Origin of the sequence: Vogesella sp. LIG4 (assembly GCF_900090205.1) — a bacterium.
In the GTDB taxonomy this organism is placed as follows: domain Bacteria; phylum Pseudomonadota; class Gammaproteobacteria; order Burkholderiales; family Chromobacteriaceae; genus Vogesella.
This window is the reverse complement of record NZ_LT607802.1, coordinates 3,519,974-3,538,487: the sequence shown is the minus strand read 5'-3', so window position 1 is coordinate 3,538,487 and position 18,514 is coordinate 3,519,974. Positions and strand designations below refer to the sequence as shown.

Sequence of the window (18,514 nt, the reverse complement as noted above, 5' to 3'; positions counted from 1 at the left end):
CTGATTACACCTGCTCCAGAGTTTTGGCCTTGTGCGGACGGGCGCTGTTGTCGCGCTCCTCGTAACGGTCGAAGTCGATGCCCATCTTCTCGAAGCGCTCGCGCTCGATGGCTTCCACTTCTTCCGGCTGCACGTAGTAGTCCTTGTCGTTGTCGTAGGCGCGGGCCAGCATGCTGGCAATGATGCCTACCAGGCCAACGATGGACAGCCACCAGATGTGCCAGATCAGCGCAAAGCCGCATACCAGGGTGAAGCCGCCGATGTAGACGCCGGCCGCGGTGTTCTTCGGCATGTGGATCGGCGCGTACTGCTTGGGAATGTCGTAGGCCACGCCTTTTTCCTTCATGTCGGTGAATGCATCGATGTCATGCACCTGCGGCAGGGTAGCGAAGTTGTAGAACGGCGGCGGCGAGGAGGTGGACCACTCCAGGGTGTGGCCATTCCACGGGTCGCCGGTCACATCGGCCAGTGCCTTGCGGTTGCGCAGGCTCACGAACAGCTGCAGCAGCTGGCAGCCGATGCCGACAGCGATCAGCAGTGCGCCGATAACGGCCACGTACAGCCACGGGGTCCACAGCGGGTTGTCGGTGTGGTTCAGGCGACGGGTCATGCCCATGAAGCCCAGCACGTACAGCGGCACGAAGGCGAAGTAGAAGCCGGTCTGCCAGAACCAGAACGATGCCTTGCCCAGGCGCTCGTCCAGCTTGAAGCCGAAGGCTTTCGGGAACCAGAAGGCGAAGCCGGCCAGGTAGCCGAACACCGCACCACCGATGATGGTGTTATGGAAGTGGGCGATCAGGAACAGGCTGTTGTGCAGCATGAAGTCGGCGCCCGGTACTGCCATCAGCACGCCGGTCATGCCGCCGATGGAGAAGGTCACCATGAAGCCCAGGGTCCACAGTACCGGCGCGGTGAAGCGCAGGCGGCCGCGGTAGATGGTAAACAGCCAGTTGAACAGCTTCACGCCGGTGGGTACCGAAATCACCATGGTGGCGATACCGAAGAAGGCGTTTACATCAGCGCCGGAACCCATGGTGAAGAAGTGGTGCAGCCACACCATGAAGCCCAGTACGGTGATCACGCCGGAGGCGACGATCATCGAGGTATGGCCGAACAGGCGCTTGCCGGAGAAGGTGGAGATCACTTCGGAGAACACGCCGAAGGCCGGCAGAACCAGGATGTAGACTTCCGGATGGCCCCATGCCCAGAACAGGTTCAGGTACATCATCGGGTTGCCGCCGGCTTCACTGGTGAAGAAGTGGAAGTCCAGGTAGCGGTCCAGAGTCAGCATCGCCAGCGCGCCGGTCAGGATCGGGAACGAGCTTACGATCAGCACGTTGGCCCAGGTGCAGGTCCAGGTGAAGATCGGCATTTGCATCAGCTTCATGCCCGGTGCGCGCATCTTGAGGATGGTCACCAGGAAGTTGATGGCTGTCAGCGTGGTACCGATACCTGATATCTGCAGTGCCCAGATGTAGTAATCCACCCCCACGCCCGGGCTGTAGGCCAGCTCGGACAGCGGCGGGTAGGCTACCCAGCCGGTCTTGGCGAATTCGCCCACGCCCAGCGACAGGTTAACCAGCGCCGCAGCGGCTACCAGCAGCCAGAAGCTCAGCGAGTTCAGGAACGGGAAGGCCACGTCGCGGGCGCCGATCTGCAGCGGTACCACGATGTTCATCAGGCCGGTCATGAACGGCATGGCCATGAAGATGATCATGATCACGCCGTGGGCGGTAAAGATCTGGTCGTAGTGCTCAGGCGGGAAGATGCCGTGCGCGCCGCCGGTGGCCATGGCCAGCTGGGTACGCATCATCAGTGCGTCGGCAAAGCCGCGCAGCAGCATGACCAGCGCTACAACGATGTACATCACGCCGATTTTCTTGTGGTCGACCGAAGTCAGCCACTCTTTCCACAGGTAGCCCCATTTGCCGAACTTGGTGATGGCGGCAATGATGGCCAGGCCAAGCAGGCCGGCGCCCGAGAGCGCCCCCATGATGATGGGCTCGTGGAAGGGTATCGCTTCCAGAGTCAGTTTTCCGAACATTGCTTGATTACTCCTTGACTACGGGGGCACACAGGCTCTTGCTCAGCGCAGCAAGCTGGCTGGCGCTGAGGCCGGATTCCATGGCGGTCTGGTGACCGGCCATGTACTTGTTCAGCACGCCGTGGAACAGGCCCGGGGTGACGGAAGAGAAGTACTGCACCGGGTTGTTCTCGCTGCGCTTGAGCAGGTTGGCGTAGCTGGCCGCATCCAGCGGCTTGGCGGCGCGGGCCTGTTTCACCCAGTTGTCGAACTCGGCCGGGCTGTTCATGGCCAGGGCCTTGAACTTCATGCCGGAGAAACCTGCGCCGCTGTAGTTGGCGGACATGCCGTCATAGCTGCCGGCTTCGTTGGCGATCAGGTGCAGCTTGGTCTGCATGCCGGCCATGGCGTAGATCTGGCCACCCAGCTGCGGTACGAAGAAGGAGTTCATCGCCGCATCGGAGGTGATCTTGAAGTTCACCGGGGTGCCCACCGGGAACGCCAGCTGGTTCACGGAGGCGATGTTCAGATCCGGGTAGATGAACAGCCATTTCCAGTCCAGCGCCACCACTTGCACGTTGATCGGCTTCACGGCCGAATCCAGCGGGCGGTACGGGTCCAGCTTGTGGGTGCTGTTCCAGGTGATCACGGCCAGGAAGGACACGATGATGATGGGGATGATCCACACCACGGCTTCGATCTTGCCGGAGTGCGACCATTTCGGGGTGTAGGTGGCGTTCTGGTTGCTGGCGCGATACTTCCAGGCAAAGCCCAGGGTCATCAGGATGACCGGCACCACGACCAGCAGCATCAGCAGCGTGGCGGTGATGATCAGGGATTTTTCATCGGCAGCGACCTGGCCCTTGGGCTCGAAAATCCCCTCCTTGCAGCCGGCGAGCAAGGCGGCAAAGCCAAGCCCGACGAGCCCTCTCGAAATGTGTGCAACAGTACGTTTTATCATCCTGCGACCTTGGTGGTTATGAAATTCTGGGTTAGCGGCAAGCAGCGCGAAGGGCCGGATGCGGCGGGCGGTGAAAGGCGGATCTGGGCCGGAACGTGCAGGTCTGGCGTACGCGGAACACCGCCGCAGCGGGCTGGCCCGGCGGCTGTCCAAACCTGATGGCATGACAGTGAGCATTCACTGCCCGACTGGTGACTGGGGCCAGGGCAGCAGCCTTGTGCAGCAGGGGTACCTGTGCCTGGCGGCTGCCATGCCGGGTGAGGGCTGGCGAAACGAGTCAGTACTTCGCTTTGAAGCTGAAAAGCGAATGGAATGGGTGGTCATTCCATCCTTGGCTTGTAGTGGACGGGCGCGATTGGACGCGATTTTGCGGGTGGGCTCAAGGTTGTTGGCTAATATTTTGATACAAAAAAGTCGTTTGTGGAGCTTGCGCAGGCCGCCGGATTTTGCTGCTTTGCAGCAAGCAATTGATATAAATCAACATATCCCTTGTGCATTTTGTTGCCGTGTTACAAACGGTTGCAAAAAACATTCATGAAAAACACATGTTTTCCATGATCTGCATCATGTGTTTCCCAAAAAACACATGGCATATTTTGCTGTGGCGCAAAAAATTGGCAGCCGGCAACTACAATATCGATGAGGCGAAGTGTTTGAACGCACCCCGGGGTCTGTCTCATGCAACGTAGCTGGAGCGGTTGCCATCTGCTCCGAATCCGTTGGCGCAAGCCGGGCGAACGGTATCTATCTGCCCCGGGTTTCAAGGTGCGATGGCTGATTTGATCGGCGCTTTCTTAACAAACATTTGCCTGGCGGTCTGCCTTGTGGGGCGCGGTGCAGGCCGGATGATAATGAGCGTCCATTTCATTCACTTTAGTAGGAGGTCTGTATGGGCATTCTCGATACCGTTGGTGAAATCGCAGGCGCTGTTGCCGCTGTAGAAGCGCTGGAAAAAGTGGATCCGGATGCAGGGCTGCTCGCCAAGGGCGCAGCGGCTATCGCCGGTTTCAAAGGTGTTGGCGCGCTGGAAGAAATGCTGGAGAAGAAGGAAGAGCCGGCAGCTGATGCCGCTGATGTTGCCGATGCCGGCGACGGCAGCGACCCGCAGGCTTGAACGTCAATTCCGCATGCAACAAGCCCCGCCAAGGCGGGGCTTTTTTGTGTCCGGCGCTGCCTGCCCGTTGGGCCGGGCAGGCAGCGTTCAGGGGTCGTGGCGCTGCGGCGGTGGAATCAGGAAGTCGCGCGGCTTGCTGATGGCCAGCTTCAGCACCGCCGGCAGCAGCGGCAGGGCATCGTGGCCCCGCAGCTTGCGCGAGCGCAGTGCCACCCAGAGCGCCAGGTTGAAGCTCACCAGCAGGTTGGTCATGCCGATCAGCACCACGCCGCCCACCGCTGGCAGTATCAGCTGCAGCGGCATCTGGTAGTCGTAGCTCACCGCCGCGTACGACAGGTAGGCCGAGGAGAAGGTGATGTGGCGGATGTCCAGCGGCAGCCCCAGCAGAAAGCCCACCGTGCCGGTGATGCCCAGCAGCATGCCGAAGTAGAAATTGCCGGCCAGGCCGCCCAGATTGTGTTCCACGTAGTGCGCCAGCCGCCGGGTGCGCTTTTCGCCCAGCAGGCGGTTCAGCCACGGCAATGCGGCCAACCTTTGCGGTATCTGCCGGTAGATGGCCTTGTTGTCGTAGTAGCCGGCGATGAGTCCGGCCAGGAATAGATACACCCCGGCAATGGCGGCGTGCAGCAGTGCCAGGCTGCCCACCGGGTTCTGGTCGGCCAGCAGGTGACCGGCCTTGGCCACGTCGATCACCGGCGCGCCGGTAACGGCCTTCCAGCCCACCGCAATCAGCCACGCCACCGGTATCGCCACCAGCACGTTGCCGAGAATGGCCACCAGCTGGGTGCGCGCCACCTTGGCCACCAGTTCGGCCAGCTCGCGCATATGCGGCTTGCCGTTGCCCTGGTGGATCACCGCGGCAATGCGCGCCGCGGTCATGGCCGGCTGCTTGGTGGCCACGGTGAAGTGCAGCACGTGGATCAGCATGAAGCCCAGTGCGTAGTTGAGGCCAAAGGCCAGCGCTTCCCAGATCAGTGGCAGATGCAGCTTGGCCAGCAGCAGCTTGAACAGCGCCATGAAGCCGACGATCAGGCCGGCGCCCATTGCCGCCCGCGCCATGTCCTTCCATTCGCTACGGTTCTCGGCAATGTAATGCTCGCCGTGGCGGCCGGCATGCTCGGTGACCTGGCGCGCCAGCAGCTCGGTGGTGCCGGTGAACACGTCGCGCACGCTGTACTTGCGGTTCTCGGCACGCACCAGCTCGGCCAGCAGCGTGAACAGCGTGCCGTCGGTGGCCGGGCCGAGGCCAGGGTCCAGCAGGCGCAGCACGCTGCGCAGCCGCTCGATGTGCTGCTCCAGCCGCAGCAGGTGGTAGGTGAGGCTGATCGACACGCCACTCTCGCCGGCTACCTTGCGCAGGCGGGAGATCAGCTGCTCGCACTGCTCCAGCAGCACCAGCATCTGCCGGTCGTCCTCGGCCTGCAGTGCCGGGTCGGTCATGGCGGCGCGTGCCGATTCCACGAACTGCAGCGCCTCCGCCGACAGGTGCAGGAACGGCGACTCGAAGCGTTCGATGTCCGGGTAGACGCGCACCAGCTCCGGCTCCAGGCCGATGGCGGAGATGCGCGCCGTCAGCACCTGCACCGCCTCCAGCAGCTGCAGCCGGGTAGGGTTGGCCGCAGCGGCGGTTTCCTCCTGCCAGGCCAGCGCCTGCCACAGCTGCTGCCACACGGCGGTTTCCACCGAGGCTACCCAGCGATAGTCTTTCTTGCCGCTGAAGATCAGCCCGAACTGGTCGGCCAGGTGGCTGCTGGAGCGCGCCGGCGGCAGCAGGCGTTCGCCGATGCGGCGCTTGATCACCTGGGCGAAGGTTTCGTTGGAGAGCAGGCCGGTGTCGGTGTACAGCTGAACCTGGCGCGACTGCGCCATCAGGTCGATCAGCGCGCGGCGCAGGCCGGCGCGGTGCTCGGCGTTGCGGCCGAGCAGATAGGTGAGCGCGCGCAGGTTGCTGGTGGCCTGCACGAAATCGCCGGCATCGTCCGGGCGCAGCTGGGCCAGCAGCGCGGTGAGCGCGGCAACGGGGGATTCATCCGGCTGACGTGTGGTCAGCCTGTCGAGCAGTTGATCCATGCGGTATCCAGAATGAGGGGTGGTTCGTCCGCATCATGGCGCCTTGGGCTGGGCGGACGGGGGTGACAAGGCAAGTGGCGCGGCTGCGCAGGGGGCAGGGCGCCAGGCGAATAGCCTGAACAGGCTTCGTTACAGACAAGCGTATGCAGGCCGGAGTTCAATAATTTCTTGCACCCGGCATGGCTGCCGGCTGGAAAATGCGGCCAACCTTGGCAGGTTGGCCGCATGCTTGGCAAGCGGACAGGCTTAGTCGAACTGCAGCTGGCCGGCCCGCGCCTCCACCATGATGGTGGACTTCGGCGGGTATTTGCCGGCCAGTATCGCCTTGGCCAGCGGGTTCTCGATCTCGCTCTGGATGGCGCGCTTCAGCGGCCGCGCGCCATATACCGGGTCGAAGCCGGCATCGGCGATCAGGCTCAGCGCCTCGTCGCTCACCTGCAGGCTGATGTCCAGCTTGGCCAGGCGCGACTCCAGCCGTTTCAGCTGGATGCGGGCGATGGACTTGATCTGTGTCTCGCCCAGGCTGTGGAACACCACCATCTCGTCGATGCGGTTGATGAACTCGGGGCGGAAGTGCGTTTTCACCTCGGCCAGTACCGCCAGTTTCACCACCTGGTAGTCATCGCTGGCCATGCTCTGGATGTGCTGGCTGCCCATATTGGACGTCATCACGATCACCGTGTTCTTGAAGTCCACGGTGCGGCCCTGGCCGTCGGTCAGGCGGCCGTCGTCCAGCACCTGCAGCAGCACGTTGAACACGTCCGGGTGCGCCTTTTCCACTTCATCCAGCAGGATCACGCTGTACGGCTTGCGGCGTACCTGCTCGGTGAGCATGCCGCCTTCCTCGTAGCCCACGTAGCCGGGCGGAGCGCCGATCAGCCGCGCCACCGAGTGCTTCTCCATGTACTCGGACATGTCGATGCGGATCAGGTGCTCCTCGCTGTCGAACAGGAAGCCGGCCAGCGCCTTGCACAGCTCGGTCTTGCCCACGCCGGTGGGGCCGAGGAACAGGAAGGAGCCGTACGGGCGGTTGGGGTCGGCCAGGCCGGAACGCGAGCGGCGGATGGCATCGGCCACCACGGTTACCGCCTCGTTCTGGCCCACCACGCGCTGATGCAGCTCTTGTTCCATGTGCAGCAGTTTTTCGCGCTCGCCGGTGAGCATCTTGGATACCGGAATGCCGGTCATGCGCGCGATCACCTCGGCAATTTCCTCGGCGCCCACCTGGGTGCGCAGCAGGCGGTTGGGCTTGTCGCTGCTGCCGGCGGCTTCGGCATCCTTCAGCCGGCCTTCCAGCTGCGGCAGCTTGCCGTACTGCAGCTCGGCCAGGCGCTGCCAGTTGCCCTGGCGCTTCAGCTCTTCCATTTCCAGCTTCACGCGCTCGATCTCTTCCTTGATCGACTGGCTGCCCTGCTGGCTGGCTTTTTCGGCCTTCCAGATTTCCTCCAGGTCGGCGTAGTCGCGCGACAGCGTCTCGATTTCCTCCTCGATCAACTGCAGGCGCTTTTTCGAGGCTTCGTCGGTCTCGCGTCTCACCGCTTCGCGCTCGATCTTGAGCTGGATCAGGCGGCGGTCGAGCTTGTCCATTTCCTCCGGCTTGGAATCCAGCTCCATCTTGATGCGGCTGGCGGCCTCGTCGATCAGGTCGATGGCCTTGTCCGGCAGGAAGCGGTCAGTGATGTAGCGGTGGCTCAGCTCGGCGGCGGCCACGATGGCCGGGTCGGTGATGTCCACGCCGTGGTGAATCTCGTACTTCTCCTGCAGGCCGCGCAGGATGGCGATGGTGTCTTCCACCGTCGGCTCGTCCACCAGCACCTTCTGGAAGCGGCGCTCCAGCGCGGCATCCTTCTCGATGTACTTGCGGTACTCGTCCAGCGTGGTGGCGCCCAGGCAGTGCAGTTCGCCGCGCGCCAGCGCCGGCTTGAGCATATTGCCGGCGTCCATGGCGCCATCGGCCTTGCCAGCGCCGACCATGGTGTGGATTTCGTCGATGAACAGGATGATGTTGCCTTCATCCTTGGCGATGTCGTTCAGCACCGCCTTCAGCCGTTCCTCGAACTCGCCACGGAACTTGGCGCCGGCAATCAACCCGGCCATGTCCAGCACCAGCAGCTTCTTGTGCTTCAGGCTTTCCGGCACTTCGCCGTTGACGATGCGCTGCGCGAGCCCCTCCACGATGGCGGTCTTGCCCACGCCCGGCTCGCCGATCAGCACCGGGTTGTTCTTGGTGCGGCGCTGCAGCACCTGGATGGCGCGGCGGATTTCGTCGTCGCGGCCGATTACCGGGTCCAGCTTGCCTTCGCGGGCGCGCTCGGTCAGGTCCAGGGTGAATTTCTTCAGCGCCTCGCGCTGGTTTTCGGCATCGGCGTTGTCCACATTGTCGCCGCCACGCACCGCGTCCACCGCGGCGTGGATGGCGGCGCTGCTGCCGCCGTGCTGCTTGAGCAGGCGGCCGGTTTCGCCCTTGTCGTCGGCCAGCACCAGCAGGAACAGCTCGCTGGCAATGAACTGGTCGCCGCGCTTCATCGCTGCCTTGTCGGTGAGGTTGAGCAGGCTGCCAAGCTCGCGCGACACGGTAATCTCGCCGCCGGTGCCGGACACCTTGGGCAGGCGGGCAATGGCGTCGCGCAGGCTGGTCTTCAGCGCGCCGGTGTTGACGCCGGCACGGGCCAGCAGGCTGCCCACGCCGCTGTCGGCGTCGTCCAGCATGGCCAGCAGCGTGTGCTGCGGCTCGATATAGGCATTGTCTTCGCCCAGTGCCAGGCTCTGGGCTTCACCCAGCGCTTGCTGGAACTTGGTGGTCAGTTTGTCGAATCGCATGCTGTGCTCCTCGTCTAAAGCTTGAATACCTGCAAGTTTGGGAGGGGGTTGCCGGATTTCAAGCTCCTGCCATGTGCGGTGGTCGCGAATGCTGCGTGGTTTGATGGTAGACAAAAAAACAGCCCGCGCTGGGCGCGGGCTGGTGGAGAAAGGTTGGCCGCATGCGGCCAACCTTGTCAGCCGGGCTGGGGCTTTTTGTTGCGGATCAAGCCGCGCAGCAGGAAGCGGCTGGGGTGCAGAGCGTCCATCAGTGGCTTGGGCAGCGGCAGTGGTTCGTTTTCCAGCAGGCTGGCCAGCACCTCGCCGCACAGCGGGGCGGTTACCATGCCGCGCGAGCCGTGGCCGGTGGTGACATACAGACCGGGCAGGTTGGGCGCGGGGGTGTCCGGTTGCAAGGTGGCATCGCGCGCCAGCATGGCGTACTGCGCGGCAAAGGCGGCGCTGTCCACCAGCGGGCCGGCCAGCGGCAGGTAGTCCGGGCTGGTGCAGCGCAGCGCGGCGCGGCCGCCGCAATCTGCCGCGCCCAGGCTGTCGCCGCCCAGCGCCTGGTACAGCGCCGGCGCCATGCCGGCCAGCATCGCCAGGTTCTCCTCGTGCTCGCCCGGCGTGGTGGCACCGGCCGGCTGCTCGAACTTGAAGGTGGCGCCCAGGCAGTGGCTGTCGTGGCGCGCCGGGGAAATATAGCCTTCCCCGCAGATCACGCTGCGCAGGGCACGGCTGGCAGCGGTGGCCGGCAGGGTGGAAACCTGGCCACGTATCGGCTTCAGCGGCAGGTGGCTGGCGGCGGTGAACTGGCGCGCATCGTTGGCGGTAGCCAGGACCGCCACCTGGGCGCGGTAGCTGCTGCCGTCCGCTGCGGTGGCCAGCCATTGCCCGCTGCCCGGTTCGCGGCTCAGTTCGCTAATGCTGACGCCGGTTACCAGCCGGATATTGCGGTGGCTCAGCAGCTGCCGCACCAGTGCCGGCGGGTGCAGCCAGCCGCCTTGCGCAAAGAACAGCGCGGACTGCTGCAGCGCGATGCCGGCAATGGTGGAGGCTTGCCCGGCATCCACCGCCCGCAGCACGCCATCGGGCAGGCCGGCGCCCGCCAGCCCCTGCTGGCGTTTGGTTTCGTCGGCATCGTAGGCCAGTTGCAGCACGCCGCACTGCTGCCAGCTGTCTTCGCCCGGCGGCAGGTGCTGCGCCAGCATGCGCAGGCTGTGGCTGTAGCCGGACAGCAGCAGGCGGGTAAGCGGGGTGAAGTGCGGCGACAGCTTGGTGTACAGCACGCCCTGCGGGTTGCCGGAGGCTTCGCTGGCCGGCGCCGGCTGGCGCTCCAGCACGGTAACCTGCCAGCCGCGCACGGCCAAGCTGTGTGCCACGCTGGCACCGGCAATGCCGGCACCGATTACCAGCGCGCTGCGCTCGCCTGCTGCCGGTTGTGGCCGCGCATACCAAGGCGCCTGCCAGCCCTGCGCCGGAGGCTGCGGCAGTTGGCCGCGGGTCATCGTACGTTTGCTGCCATGTCCGGCCACCTTTTCTACACTGAAACCTGCTTCCGCCAGCCCGCGGCGCACGATGCCGGCGCAGGTGAAGGTGGCCAGCGTCGCCCCCGGTGCCGACAGGCGCGCCAGCTGTGCGAACAGCGCCGGCTGCCACATGTCCGGGTTGAGCTTGGGCGCGAAGCCGTCCAGAAACCAGGCATCGATGCTGGCATCCAGCTGCGGCAGGGTGTCCAGCGCATCGCCTACCAGCAGCGTCAGGCTGATGCGGCCATCCTGCAGCACGAAGCGGTGCCAGCCGGGAGGCAGCTCGGCGTATTGCTGCAGCAGTTGCTGCGCCTGCGGCGCCAGCTGCGGCCACATGGCCAGTGCGCGTTGCAGGTCATCCGGCAGCAACGGGTGCTTTTCGGTGCTGACGAAGGCGAGCCGGGCGCCGGCCGGGGCGTGCTGCAGAAAGCTCTGCCATGCCACCAGGAAGTTGAGGCCGGTTCCAAAGCCGGTTTCGCCGATGCTGAACAAGGCGCCATCTGCCAATGCGGCAAAGCGCTGTGGCAGCTGGTTGTGGTGAATGAAAACGTGGTGGGTTTCGTCCAGGCCGCTGTCGCGGGAGAAGTAAATGTCGTTGTAATCGCTGGACACGGGTTGGCCGCTGCTCCAGTCGAGGCGGGCGGGCTGTGTGGGGGAAGGCATGGTCGTGTTCGGGTCGGTAATGCTGCACAAAGATGCATAGTATGCCCTTGCCCGCGCTGGCGAGGTATGGCCGGCGTTTGGAACTTGCTCCAGATCAGGGCGCGGCAGTGGCCTGTGGCGGCGCGGCGGCAGGGGTGTGGTGTGCAAGGCACAGCTATCGAATGTGCGGGAAAGCCGGCAAGCGCATGAATTGTATAGATATTCGCTTGTCTACAATCGACAGCTCATGCCGAGGGCTGGCGGGCTGGCCGATATTTTGCATGTCGGCTTCAATAGACCCTATAGAATCAGAGGTCTATTACAGATGTGGCGCATGCACGCCGTGACGCCACCGCCCAAAACGTGGAGACAGAAATGAAGCACGCGATGCGTATCGGCACGCGACTGGTATTGGCCCAGGTCGTGTTGATGGTTCTACTGGTAGCCGCTTTCATGCTGCCGGCCTATTACTTCTCGCAAAAGCTGTTGATGGCGCGTACCCAGGCGGTGCAGCAGCAGCTGATCAGCCAGTCCATCAATATGATCGGCGGCTTTGACGATGCGTTGAAGATTTCCGCCGCGCAGTTCGAGCACATGTTCGTGGCCGGCTTTCCCGCCCCCATCCAGCTGACGCCGGGGCAGACGGCCGAGGTGGAAGGTGCCGGCGCGCTGCCGATGCTGAAATCCGGCAGCCTGGTGATCAATAACAATCACGACCTGGCCAGCGAATTCATGGTGCGCAGCGGCAACGGCTCCGCCGTGCTGGTGCGCCAGGGCGACGACTTCATTCGGGTTTCCACCTCGATGCTTACCGGCGACGGCAAGCGCGCGGTCGGCACCAAGCTGGAGCGCGACAGCGCCGCCTACCAGCGCCTGCTGGAGGGCATGCCATACCAGGGCAAGATGGTGCTGTACGACAAGGAATACGTGGTCAGCTTCAGCCCGATCAAGGACGATCAGGGCAAGGTGATCGGCGCCACCTCGGTGGCGGTGGGGGCCAGCGAAGGGGTGGGCGGCCTGCTGGCACGCCTGACCAAGGTGCGCATCGGCGATTCCGGCCACATCCGGATCGTGGATGTGAACAAGGGAGGCCGCGATTACGGCCGCTTCGTGCTGCACGACAAGCTGTCCGGGCGCAGCATCGAAAAGGACCTGGATGCCGGCGGCCAGCCGTACCTGAAGAGCATTCTGGACAGCAAGGAAGGCAGCATGACGGTGCGCCTGCCTGGCGACAACGGCAAGCCGGTGGAGCACATGCTGAGCTGGCAGCGGCTGGATGCCTGGGGCTGGCTGATCGTCAGCGACGAGCTGTCCAGCGAGCTGCAGCGCGACAACCGCCTGCTGCTGCAGGGGCTGATCGGCGGCTGCGTGCTGTTGCTGGTGCTGATGTCGCTGGCGCTGTGGCTGCTTACCGGTCGCCTGGTGGGGCGCCCGGTGCGTACCCTTGTGCGCGCGGTGGGCGAGGTGCGTGACAGCCATGACCTGACCCGGCGCATCGAAGTGGCGCGCCGCGACGAGGTGGGCGAGGTGGCGGATGCCATCAACAGCCTGCTGGAAAACTTCCGCGATGCGCTGAACCGCACCAGCGGGCACGCCACCGACCTGGAGTTGGCCGCACGCGAGCTGGCCGACAAGGCTGCGGCGGCGGCGCATTCCTCCGGCGAGCAGCGCGAAAGCGCCACGCTGATGCATGGCTATGGTCAGCAGCTGGAAGGCAGCGTGCTGCACATCGAGCAGGTGGCTGGTGAAGCCAGCCGTGCGGCCAACGCTTCCGGCGAGGCGGCAACCCAGGGCAGCCGCAGCCTAGTGGCGGCGGTGGAAGAGGTAAACCGCATCTCCGGCACGCTGGATGCCGCGGCGGGCAGCCTGCGCAGCCTGGAAGACAGCGCGCGGCAGATTTCCACCATCATCAATGTGATTCATGACATTGCCGAGCAGACCAACCTGCTGGCGCTGAATGCCGCCATCGAAGCGGCGCGCGCCGGCGAGTTCGGGCGCGGCTTCGCCGTGGTGGCCGACGAGGTGCGCAAGCTGGCCGAGCGCACCAGTGCCGCTACCGGCGAAATCACCGGCATGATCGGCTCCATGCAGACGGCCACCGGCTCGGCGGTGGATGCCATGCGCCAGTCGGTGACGCTGGCTGCCAACGGCGCCGCCATCACCGGCGAGGCGCGACTGGCCATCGACAGCATCCTGGATGCCTCGCGCGAAACCATGGCGGTGGTGACGCAGATTCACCAGCGGCTGGTGGATCAGCGCGCCAGCGTGGAGCAGATCGTGGCGCAGGTAGCGCAGGTGGCCAGCCTGGCCAGTATCAGCAACGATGCGGCCAACCGTTCCGCCGAAACCGCGCAGCAGATGAGCGGCCTCGCCAATGCGCTGCGCGACGAGGTAAACCTGTTCCGCACCTGAGCGGCAACGGGCCGGTTTTTCTGCTCGCTATTAAGAAATGGCCGGCTCAATAAATGAGTCGGCCATTTTTATATGCAGCGTATGTACATCATTTGGTGGTAGCGAATCCGACCAGTTGCTATCTGCTTGAATGCCTCATATCCAAATCATTGCCTGTCTACCAGCATCGCCAGCACGAAGCAGGTAGTAATGTTCTGCACGCCGGCAAGCGCGCTGATCTCGCTCCAGATCTGATTTACCCGTGCATGGGAGTCAGCATTAAGCTGCACCATCAGGTCAATCTCTCCACTTAGCACCACGCAACTGGTCACCTCCGGAATTTTGGCAATGGCGCTGGTGACGTCGGCGCCCCGCATGCGATCTTTGCGATAAACCAGCAGTACCGACCGCACCTGCTCGGCGGCCTCCGGCGTGGCGCGACGAATGGTATAGCCGGCAATGACCTTATGGCCCTCCAGCCTATCTATGCGCTGGCGTACCGATTGGCGTGACAAGCCCAGTTGGCTGGCCAGTGTGGCGAGCGGGAGGCGGGCATCTGCGCCCAGCGCGTCGAGGATTTTGTGGTCGAGGGTATCCAGTTTCATACTTCCCCGCGGATGGAAATAGGGCGGCCACGCCGCAGTTTGGAACCAATGGCGTGGTGGGACCACATTTGACGAACAGGGCGGCAGCGCCGCCCTGACGGTTTACAGCGTGGCAAGTGCTTGCAGCAGATCGGCTTTGAGATCGTCGATATGCTCGATGCCGACCGAGTAGCGGATGAAGTTGACCGGGATGTCGGCTGCCGCCATCTGTGCCGCACTCATGGTGCCGGCCCACATTGCCGCAGTATGGATGACCAGCGAATCCACCCCGCCGAGGTTGCCGGCGTTGTGTGGCACCTTGAGTGCAGATACCAGCCGCTCCGCTTCGGCATAGCCACCTTTGACGCCGAAGGCCACGACGCCGCCGAAGCCTTTCATCTGCCGACACGCCAGTGCGTGCTGCGGATGGCTCGCAAGCCCAGGGTAATACACCCGCTCGATCTGTGGCTGCTGCTCAAGGAAAGCTGCCAGTTCCAGCGCGTTGGCGTTGATCCGCTCGATGCGCATCGGCAGGGTGCGCATGCCGCGCAGTAGCAGCCAGGCATCCATCGGCGATAGCACCGAACCGAGTGTGATATGGGTGTGCCAGATGTCCTCGGCCAGTGCCTTGCTGCAGCAGATGACGCCTCCGGTCATATCATGATGACCGCCCAGGTACTTGGTGGCGCTATGAACCACGATGTCGACGCCGAGTGTGTGCGGGCGCAGGTTTATCGGGGAGGCAAAGGTGTTGTCCGCCATGGTGAGGATGCCGCGCGCTCTGGCCACGCGGGTGACAGCCTCGATATCAGTCAGCATCAGCAGGGGGTTGACCGGTGTTTCCAGCACGATCAACTTGGTATTGGGGCGGATCGCCCGCTCGAACGCGGCTGCATCGGTCTGGTCCACCAGCGTCACTTCGACGCCGAAGCGCTGCAGCATGTCGTCCAGCATCTTGGCGGTGCTCATATAGTGGCGCGTCTGGCCGATCACGTGGTCGCCGGCTTTTACCAGCGCCAGGATGGTGGTGGCGATTGCGCCCATGCCGGAGGCGGTGACCAGCGCGGTCTCGGTGCCTTCCAGGTCGGCCACAAGTTTCTTCACCCGCTCGTGTACCGGATTGCCGTAGCGTGTGTAGTTACGCGGGTGTTGCGGCACGCTGGACATCTCGATGAATTCGGCGCTGTCATCGGCCTTGAATACCGCCGAGTAGTGAATGGCTGGAGCCACGGTTTTCTCGGCGCAGACGGTGCCATCGGCGTGGATGGCCAGGGTTTCCATTTGGTATTCCATAGTGTTCTCGCTTTGTGCTTGGCGGTGCATGGCTGTTCGATTAGCGCAGGTGCCGGTTAAGCCTGTTCTCGCCGAGCTTGAGCAGGCTGGACAGCAGGGCGGTGACGCCGACGTAGATCAGGCCGGCCAGCAGCAGCGCGTCGGTGGTGTAGGCCTGGATGGATAACCTGCGCGCAACGCCGGTGAGATCCAGCACGGTGATGGTGCTGGCGAGTGCGGTGGATTTGAGCTGCAGGATCACTTCGTTGCCAAGCGTGGGCGCCACGATGCCAATGGCGCGCGGCACCACGATGAACCAGGTAATCATGAAGCGACTCATGCCGAAGCTGGCTGCGGCTTCTTTTTCGCCAGCAGGTACGCCGTTGATGCCGCCACGGATATCCTCGGCCATATAGGCGGCCAGGTTAAGCGTGAGCGCCAGCAGCGCACAGGAGAATGAGCCGCCTATCAGCAACCACAGTGGCGAGTCCCGCAGCCAGGCAAACTGGGCCAGGCCGTAGTACAGCACGAAGATTTGCACCAGCAGCGGGGTGCCGCGGAACAGGTTCATGAACATCCGGCTGGGCGTGGCCATCCAGCTGCTGGGAGAGGAGCGGGCCACCGCCAGTGGCACGGCCAGCAGGAAGCCAAGCAGGCAGGAGCACACCAGTAGTTCGAGTGAGGTCCACAAGCCGGCCAGCAATTCCGAACCGCTTTGATGCAGAAGAGAGAGCAATTCATCCATGATGGTCCTTTCAGGCCGGCTTGCCGTAGCCACGGTTGGCCTGCCGTTCCAGCCAGGCGAAGGCGGGGTTGGAGGCGGCCAGCAGTGCCAGGTAGATCAGTCCGACCACTGCGTAGAACAGGAAGGGCTGCTTGGTAAACTGGGCAGCGATATTGGCTTTGCGCAGCATGTCTTCCAGCCCGACGATAGACACCAGTGAGGTGTCCTTCAGCAGGTTCTGCCACATGTTGTTGAGGCTGGGCAGGCAGATGCGCCAGGCCTGCGGCAAGCGCACGTACCACAGTGTCTGCCAGCGCGACAGACCATAAGCGCGAGCCGCTTCCAGCTGGCCCTTGGGTACAGCCAGGAAGGCCCCGCGAAACACTTCGGATGAATACGCGCCAAATACCAGGGCCAGTGCCACCACACCGCCGGCGAACGGACTGAGTGTGAAGGTGTCGGCAAAGTAGGTGTTGACCAGTCTGGACAGCCCGAAATAGCAGATCAGCAGGATGAGAAATTCAGGGATGCCGCGCAGGAAATCGCTGGCCAGGAATGCAGCCTTGCGCAGCCAGACGATATTGGCCAGCTTGGCCGAGGCAGTGGCGAGCCCGAGCAGCAAGCCGAAGAACAGCGAGGTGAATGCCAGTTCCAGCGTCACCCAGGCGCCTTCCAGCAACTGCGTGCTGTAGTCGAATAATGCAGCCATATGGGGTTTCTCCCAGACGGGCGGCGGGCAGGGCGCCGCCCTTGGATACGGTTACTTGGGCAGGATGCTGAACGGGAAGTAGCGCTTGTTGACGGTGCTGAAGGTGCCGTTGCCGTGCACCTGGTCGATGGCCAGGTCAAACTGTCCGCGCAGCTTGCTGTCGCCCTTGCGGACGGCGATGGCGGTGCCTGCGCCGAAAATTTCAGCATCGTTGATCGGGCGGCCGGCAAAGTCGAAGCCTTCCTTCTGGCCAGTCTTGCTCAGCCAGTCATACGCCACGGTGCTGTCGGCAAACACCGCGTCGACTCGGCCGGATTCCAGATCCAGCCAGGCTTCGTCCAGCGTCTGGTAGACCTTGACGTTGATGCCCGAGCTGCTGCTGGGCAAGCGGGTGCGCAGGTAGCTTTCATGCGTGGAGGCCGTCTGCACGCCGATGGTCTTGCCGCGCAGTGTGGCCGGCATCTGATTGATGTTGCTGCCTTTCCTGGCAACCAGCTGTACTGGCGCGGTGGTGAAGATGCGGGTGAAATCGACTGATTTCTCACGTTCCGGTGTCTTCGACATTTGTGCCAGTACGGCATCGATCTGGTGTGCCTTGAGCGCCGGGATCAATGCGTCGAAATCCATGGTCACCCACTGGCAGGTGACTTTCAGCGATGCGCACATTTTCTGGCCGATTTCGATTTCCATCCCTTGCAACTTGCCAGTCGCATCCTTGTATTCGAACGGTGCGTAGTCAGCCAGTGTGCCAATGCGTACCACTGGCTGGGCATGGGCGGTGGAAGCAATCAGGGCAGCGGCAACAGAGAGGGAGAACATGAGCTTTTTCATGGTGTTTTCCTTTGGCTTGGTGGGGTCACAGGATGCTGGACAGGAACTTCTGGAACCGGGGGGACTGCTGGTGGGTGAACACTTCGTTTGGCTTGCCGTCTTCCTCGATCTTGCCCTGGTGAACGAACACCACGCGGCTGGCCACTTCGCGCGCAAAGCCCATTTCATGGGTTACCACCAGCATGGTGCGGCCGTCCTCGGCCAGCGAGCGCATCACCTTGAGCACCTCGCCTACCAGCTCCGGGTCGAGCGCACTGGTAGGCTCGTCGAACAGCAGTACTTCCGGGTCGGTTGCCAGCGCGCGGGCGATTGCCACGCGCTGCTGTTGGCCGCCGGATAACTGGTTCGGGTAGTGGTGGCGCTTCTCGGCCAGGCCGACCTTTTCCAGCATGGCAAGTGCCTTGAGTTCGGCATCTTTCCTGTTCATGCCGAGTACACGTACCGGCACGAACATCACGTTCTGCAGCACCGTCATGTGCGCCCACAGATTGAACTGCTGGAACACCATGGCAAGCTTGCGGCGGATGCGGGTGATCTGGCTCGGGTCGGCCGGTGTCAGCGTGCCATTGCGGGCCGGTTTCAGTTCCAGTTGCTCGCCATGCAGCGTGAGCCGGCCTGCATCCGGTGTTTCCAGCAGGTTGATGCAGCGCAGCAAGGTACTTTTGCCCGAGCCACTGCTGCCGAGGATGGACACTACGTCATGCTTGTTGGCACTGAGTGAGATGCCCTTGAGGATTTCCACGCCGCCAAACGACTTGTAGATATCCTCGATAGTCAGCACCGGGCATGACTCGGTGTTGGTGGGGGAGAAGGTTGACATCTGTATCCTCTCTTTCTCTCTTTATTGACGTTTTCTTGTTGTGGG

14 protein-coding genes are annotated in these 18,514 nt (G+C 63.3%); 3 read left to right on the top strand and 11 right to left on the bottom strand.

Annotated elements, in window-relative coordinates:
* Window positions 1–4: 4 nt before the first annotated feature.
* A complete protein-coding gene (cyoB, locus tag PSELUDRAFT_RS16390) occupies window positions 5–2,044 on the bottom strand; it encodes a cytochrome o ubiquinol oxidase subunit I (RefSeq protein ID WP_088967848.1) in 2,040 nt (679 codons plus the stop codon).
* Window positions 2,045–2,051: 7 nt separating this feature from the next.
* Entirely contained in the window at window positions 2,052–2,984 is a 933-nt protein-coding gene (cyoA, locus tag PSELUDRAFT_RS16385; RefSeq protein WP_088967847.1) for a ubiquinol oxidase subunit II, read from the bottom strand.
* 163 nt (window positions 2,985–3,147) lie between these two features.
* Between cyoA and PSELUDRAFT_RS19520 the strand changes: the two genes are divergently transcribed.
* Window positions 3,148–3,522 (top strand): hypothetical protein, encoded by a 375-nt coding sequence (locus PSELUDRAFT_RS19520; RefSeq protein ID WP_157725163.1) that lies wholly within the window; start codon window positions 3,148–3,150, stop codon window positions 3,520–3,522.
* 351 nt (window positions 3,523–3,873) lie between these two features.
* On the top strand, window positions 3,874–4,098 hold the full coding sequence (locus PSELUDRAFT_RS16380) for a hypothetical protein (protein WP_088967846.1): 225 nt from the start codon (window positions 3,874–3,876) through the stop codon (window positions 4,096–4,098).
* A gap of 87 nt (window positions 4,099–4,185) precedes the next feature.
* On the opposite strand, the gene PSELUDRAFT_RS16375 is transcribed toward PSELUDRAFT_RS16380, so the two are convergent.
* The 3 genes from PSELUDRAFT_RS16375 to mnmC form a co-directional block, all read right to left on the bottom strand.
* Window positions 4,186–6,168, bottom strand: a complete 1,983-nt coding sequence (locus PSELUDRAFT_RS16375) for a site-specific recombinase (protein WP_088967845.1) — start codon at window positions 6,166–6,168, stop codon at window positions 4,186–4,188.
* Between the two features lie 246 nt (window positions 6,169–6,414).
* Window positions 6,415–8,988 (bottom strand): ATP-dependent chaperone ClpB, encoded by a 2,574-nt coding sequence (gene clpB, locus PSELUDRAFT_RS16370; RefSeq protein ID WP_088967844.1) that lies wholly within the window; start codon window positions 8,986–8,988, stop codon window positions 6,415–6,417.
* A gap of 176 nt (window positions 8,989–9,164) precedes the next feature.
* On the bottom strand, window positions 9,165–11,159 hold the full coding sequence (mnmC, locus tag PSELUDRAFT_RS16365; protein WP_088967843.1) for a bifunctional tRNA (5-methylaminomethyl-2-thiouridine)(34)-methyltransferase MnmD/FAD-dependent 5-carboxymethylaminomethyl-2-thiouridine(34) oxidoreductase MnmC: 1,995 nt from the start codon (window positions 11,157–11,159) through the stop codon (window positions 9,165–9,167).
* A 354-nt stretch (window positions 11,160–11,513) separates the two neighbouring features.
* On the opposite strand from mnmC, the gene PSELUDRAFT_RS16360 reads away from it, so the two are divergent.
* Window positions 11,514–13,550, top strand: coding sequence for a Cache 3/Cache 2 fusion domain-containing protein (locus PSELUDRAFT_RS16360; protein WP_088967842.1), 2,037 nt, complete (start codon window positions 11,514–11,516; stop codon window positions 13,548–13,550).
* Window positions 13,551–13,696: 146 nt separating this feature from the next.
* On the opposite strand, the gene PSELUDRAFT_RS16355 is transcribed toward PSELUDRAFT_RS16360, so the two are convergent.
* The 6 genes from PSELUDRAFT_RS16355 to PSELUDRAFT_RS16330 all read right to left on the bottom strand — a co-directional run bounded on the left by PSELUDRAFT_RS16355 (window position 13,697) and on the right by PSELUDRAFT_RS16330 (window position 18,469).
* The gene (locus tag PSELUDRAFT_RS16355) at window positions 13,697–14,134 is read right to left on the bottom strand and encodes an Lrp/AsnC family transcriptional regulator (RefSeq protein ID WP_088967841.1); all 438 of its coding nucleotides are present in this window, start codon (window positions 14,132–14,134) and stop codon (window positions 13,697–13,699) included.
* Between the two features lie 102 nt (window positions 14,135–14,236).
* Window positions 14,237–15,406, bottom strand: coding sequence for a PLP-dependent aspartate aminotransferase family protein (locus PSELUDRAFT_RS16350; RefSeq protein ID WP_088967840.1), 1,170 nt, complete (start codon window positions 15,404–15,406; stop codon window positions 14,237–14,239).
* A gap of 40 nt (window positions 15,407–15,446) precedes the next feature.
* Window positions 15,447–16,130: an ABC transporter permease gene (locus PSELUDRAFT_RS16345; RefSeq protein WP_088967839.1), complete on the bottom strand. Its 684-nt coding sequence runs from the start codon at window positions 16,128–16,130 to the stop codon at window positions 15,447–15,449.
* 10 nt (window positions 16,131–16,140) lie between these two features.
* Window positions 16,141–16,818, bottom strand: coding sequence for an ABC transporter permease (locus PSELUDRAFT_RS16340; RefSeq protein ID WP_088967838.1), 678 nt, complete (start codon window positions 16,816–16,818; stop codon window positions 16,141–16,143).
* A 51-nt stretch (window positions 16,819–16,869) separates the two neighbouring features.
* Entirely contained in the window at window positions 16,870–17,649 is a 780-nt protein-coding gene (locus PSELUDRAFT_RS16335) for a transporter substrate-binding domain-containing protein (protein WP_088967837.1), read from the bottom strand.
* Between the two features lie 25 nt (window positions 17,650–17,674).
* On the bottom strand, window positions 17,675–18,469 hold the full coding sequence (locus PSELUDRAFT_RS16330) for an ABC transporter ATP-binding protein (RefSeq protein WP_088967836.1): 795 nt from the start codon (window positions 18,467–18,469) through the stop codon (window positions 17,675–17,677).
* Between the last annotated feature and the right edge of the window lie 45 nt (window positions 18,470–18,514).

Coding starts and splice junctions, on each gene's coding strand:
- cyoB (WP_088967848.1), bottom strand. CDS start 2,044: ATGTTCGGAAAACTGACTCTGGAAGCGATACCCTTCCACGAGCCCATC.
- cyoA (WP_088967847.1), bottom strand. CDS start 2,984: ATGATAAAACGTACTGTTGCACACATTTCGAGAGGGCTCGTCGGGCTT.
- PSELUDRAFT_RS19520 (WP_157725163.1), top strand. CDS start 3,148: ATGACAGTGAGCATTCACTGCCCGACTGGTGACTGGGGCCAGGGCAGC.
- PSELUDRAFT_RS16380 (WP_088967846.1), top strand. CDS start 3,874: ATGGGCATTCTCGATACCGTTGGTGAAATCGCAGGCGCTGTTGCCGCT.
- PSELUDRAFT_RS16375 (WP_088967845.1), bottom strand. CDS start 6,168: ATGGATCAACTGCTCGACAGGCTGACCACACGTCAGCCGGATGAATCC.
- clpB (WP_088967844.1), bottom strand. CDS start 8,988: ATGCGATTCGACAAACTGACCACCAAGTTCCAGCAAGCGCTGGGTGAA.
- mnmC (WP_088967843.1), bottom strand. CDS start 11,159: ATGCCTTCCCCCACACAGCCCGCCCGCCTCGACTGGAGCAGCGGCCAA.
- PSELUDRAFT_RS16360 (WP_088967842.1), top strand. CDS start 11,514: ATGAAGCACGCGATGCGTATCGGCACGCGACTGGTATTGGCCCAGGTC.
- PSELUDRAFT_RS16355 (WP_088967841.1), bottom strand. CDS start 14,134: ATGAAACTGGATACCCTCGACCACAAAATCCTCGACGCGCTGGGCGCA.
- PSELUDRAFT_RS16350 (WP_088967840.1), bottom strand. CDS start 15,406: ATGGAATACCAAATGGAAACCCTGGCCATCCACGCCGATGGCACCGTC.
- PSELUDRAFT_RS16345 (WP_088967839.1), bottom strand. CDS start 16,130: ATGGATGAATTGCTCTCTCTTCTGCATCAAAGCGGTTCGGAATTGCTG.
- PSELUDRAFT_RS16340 (WP_088967838.1), bottom strand. CDS start 16,818: ATGGCTGCATTATTCGACTACAGCACGCAGTTGCTGGAAGGCGCCTGG.
- PSELUDRAFT_RS16335 (WP_088967837.1), bottom strand. CDS start 17,649: ATGAAAAAGCTCATGTTCTCCCTCTCTGTTGCCGCTGCCCTGATTGCT.
- PSELUDRAFT_RS16330 (WP_088967836.1), bottom strand. CDS start 18,469: ATGTCAACCTTCTCCCCCACCAACACCGAGTCATGCCCGGTGCTGACT.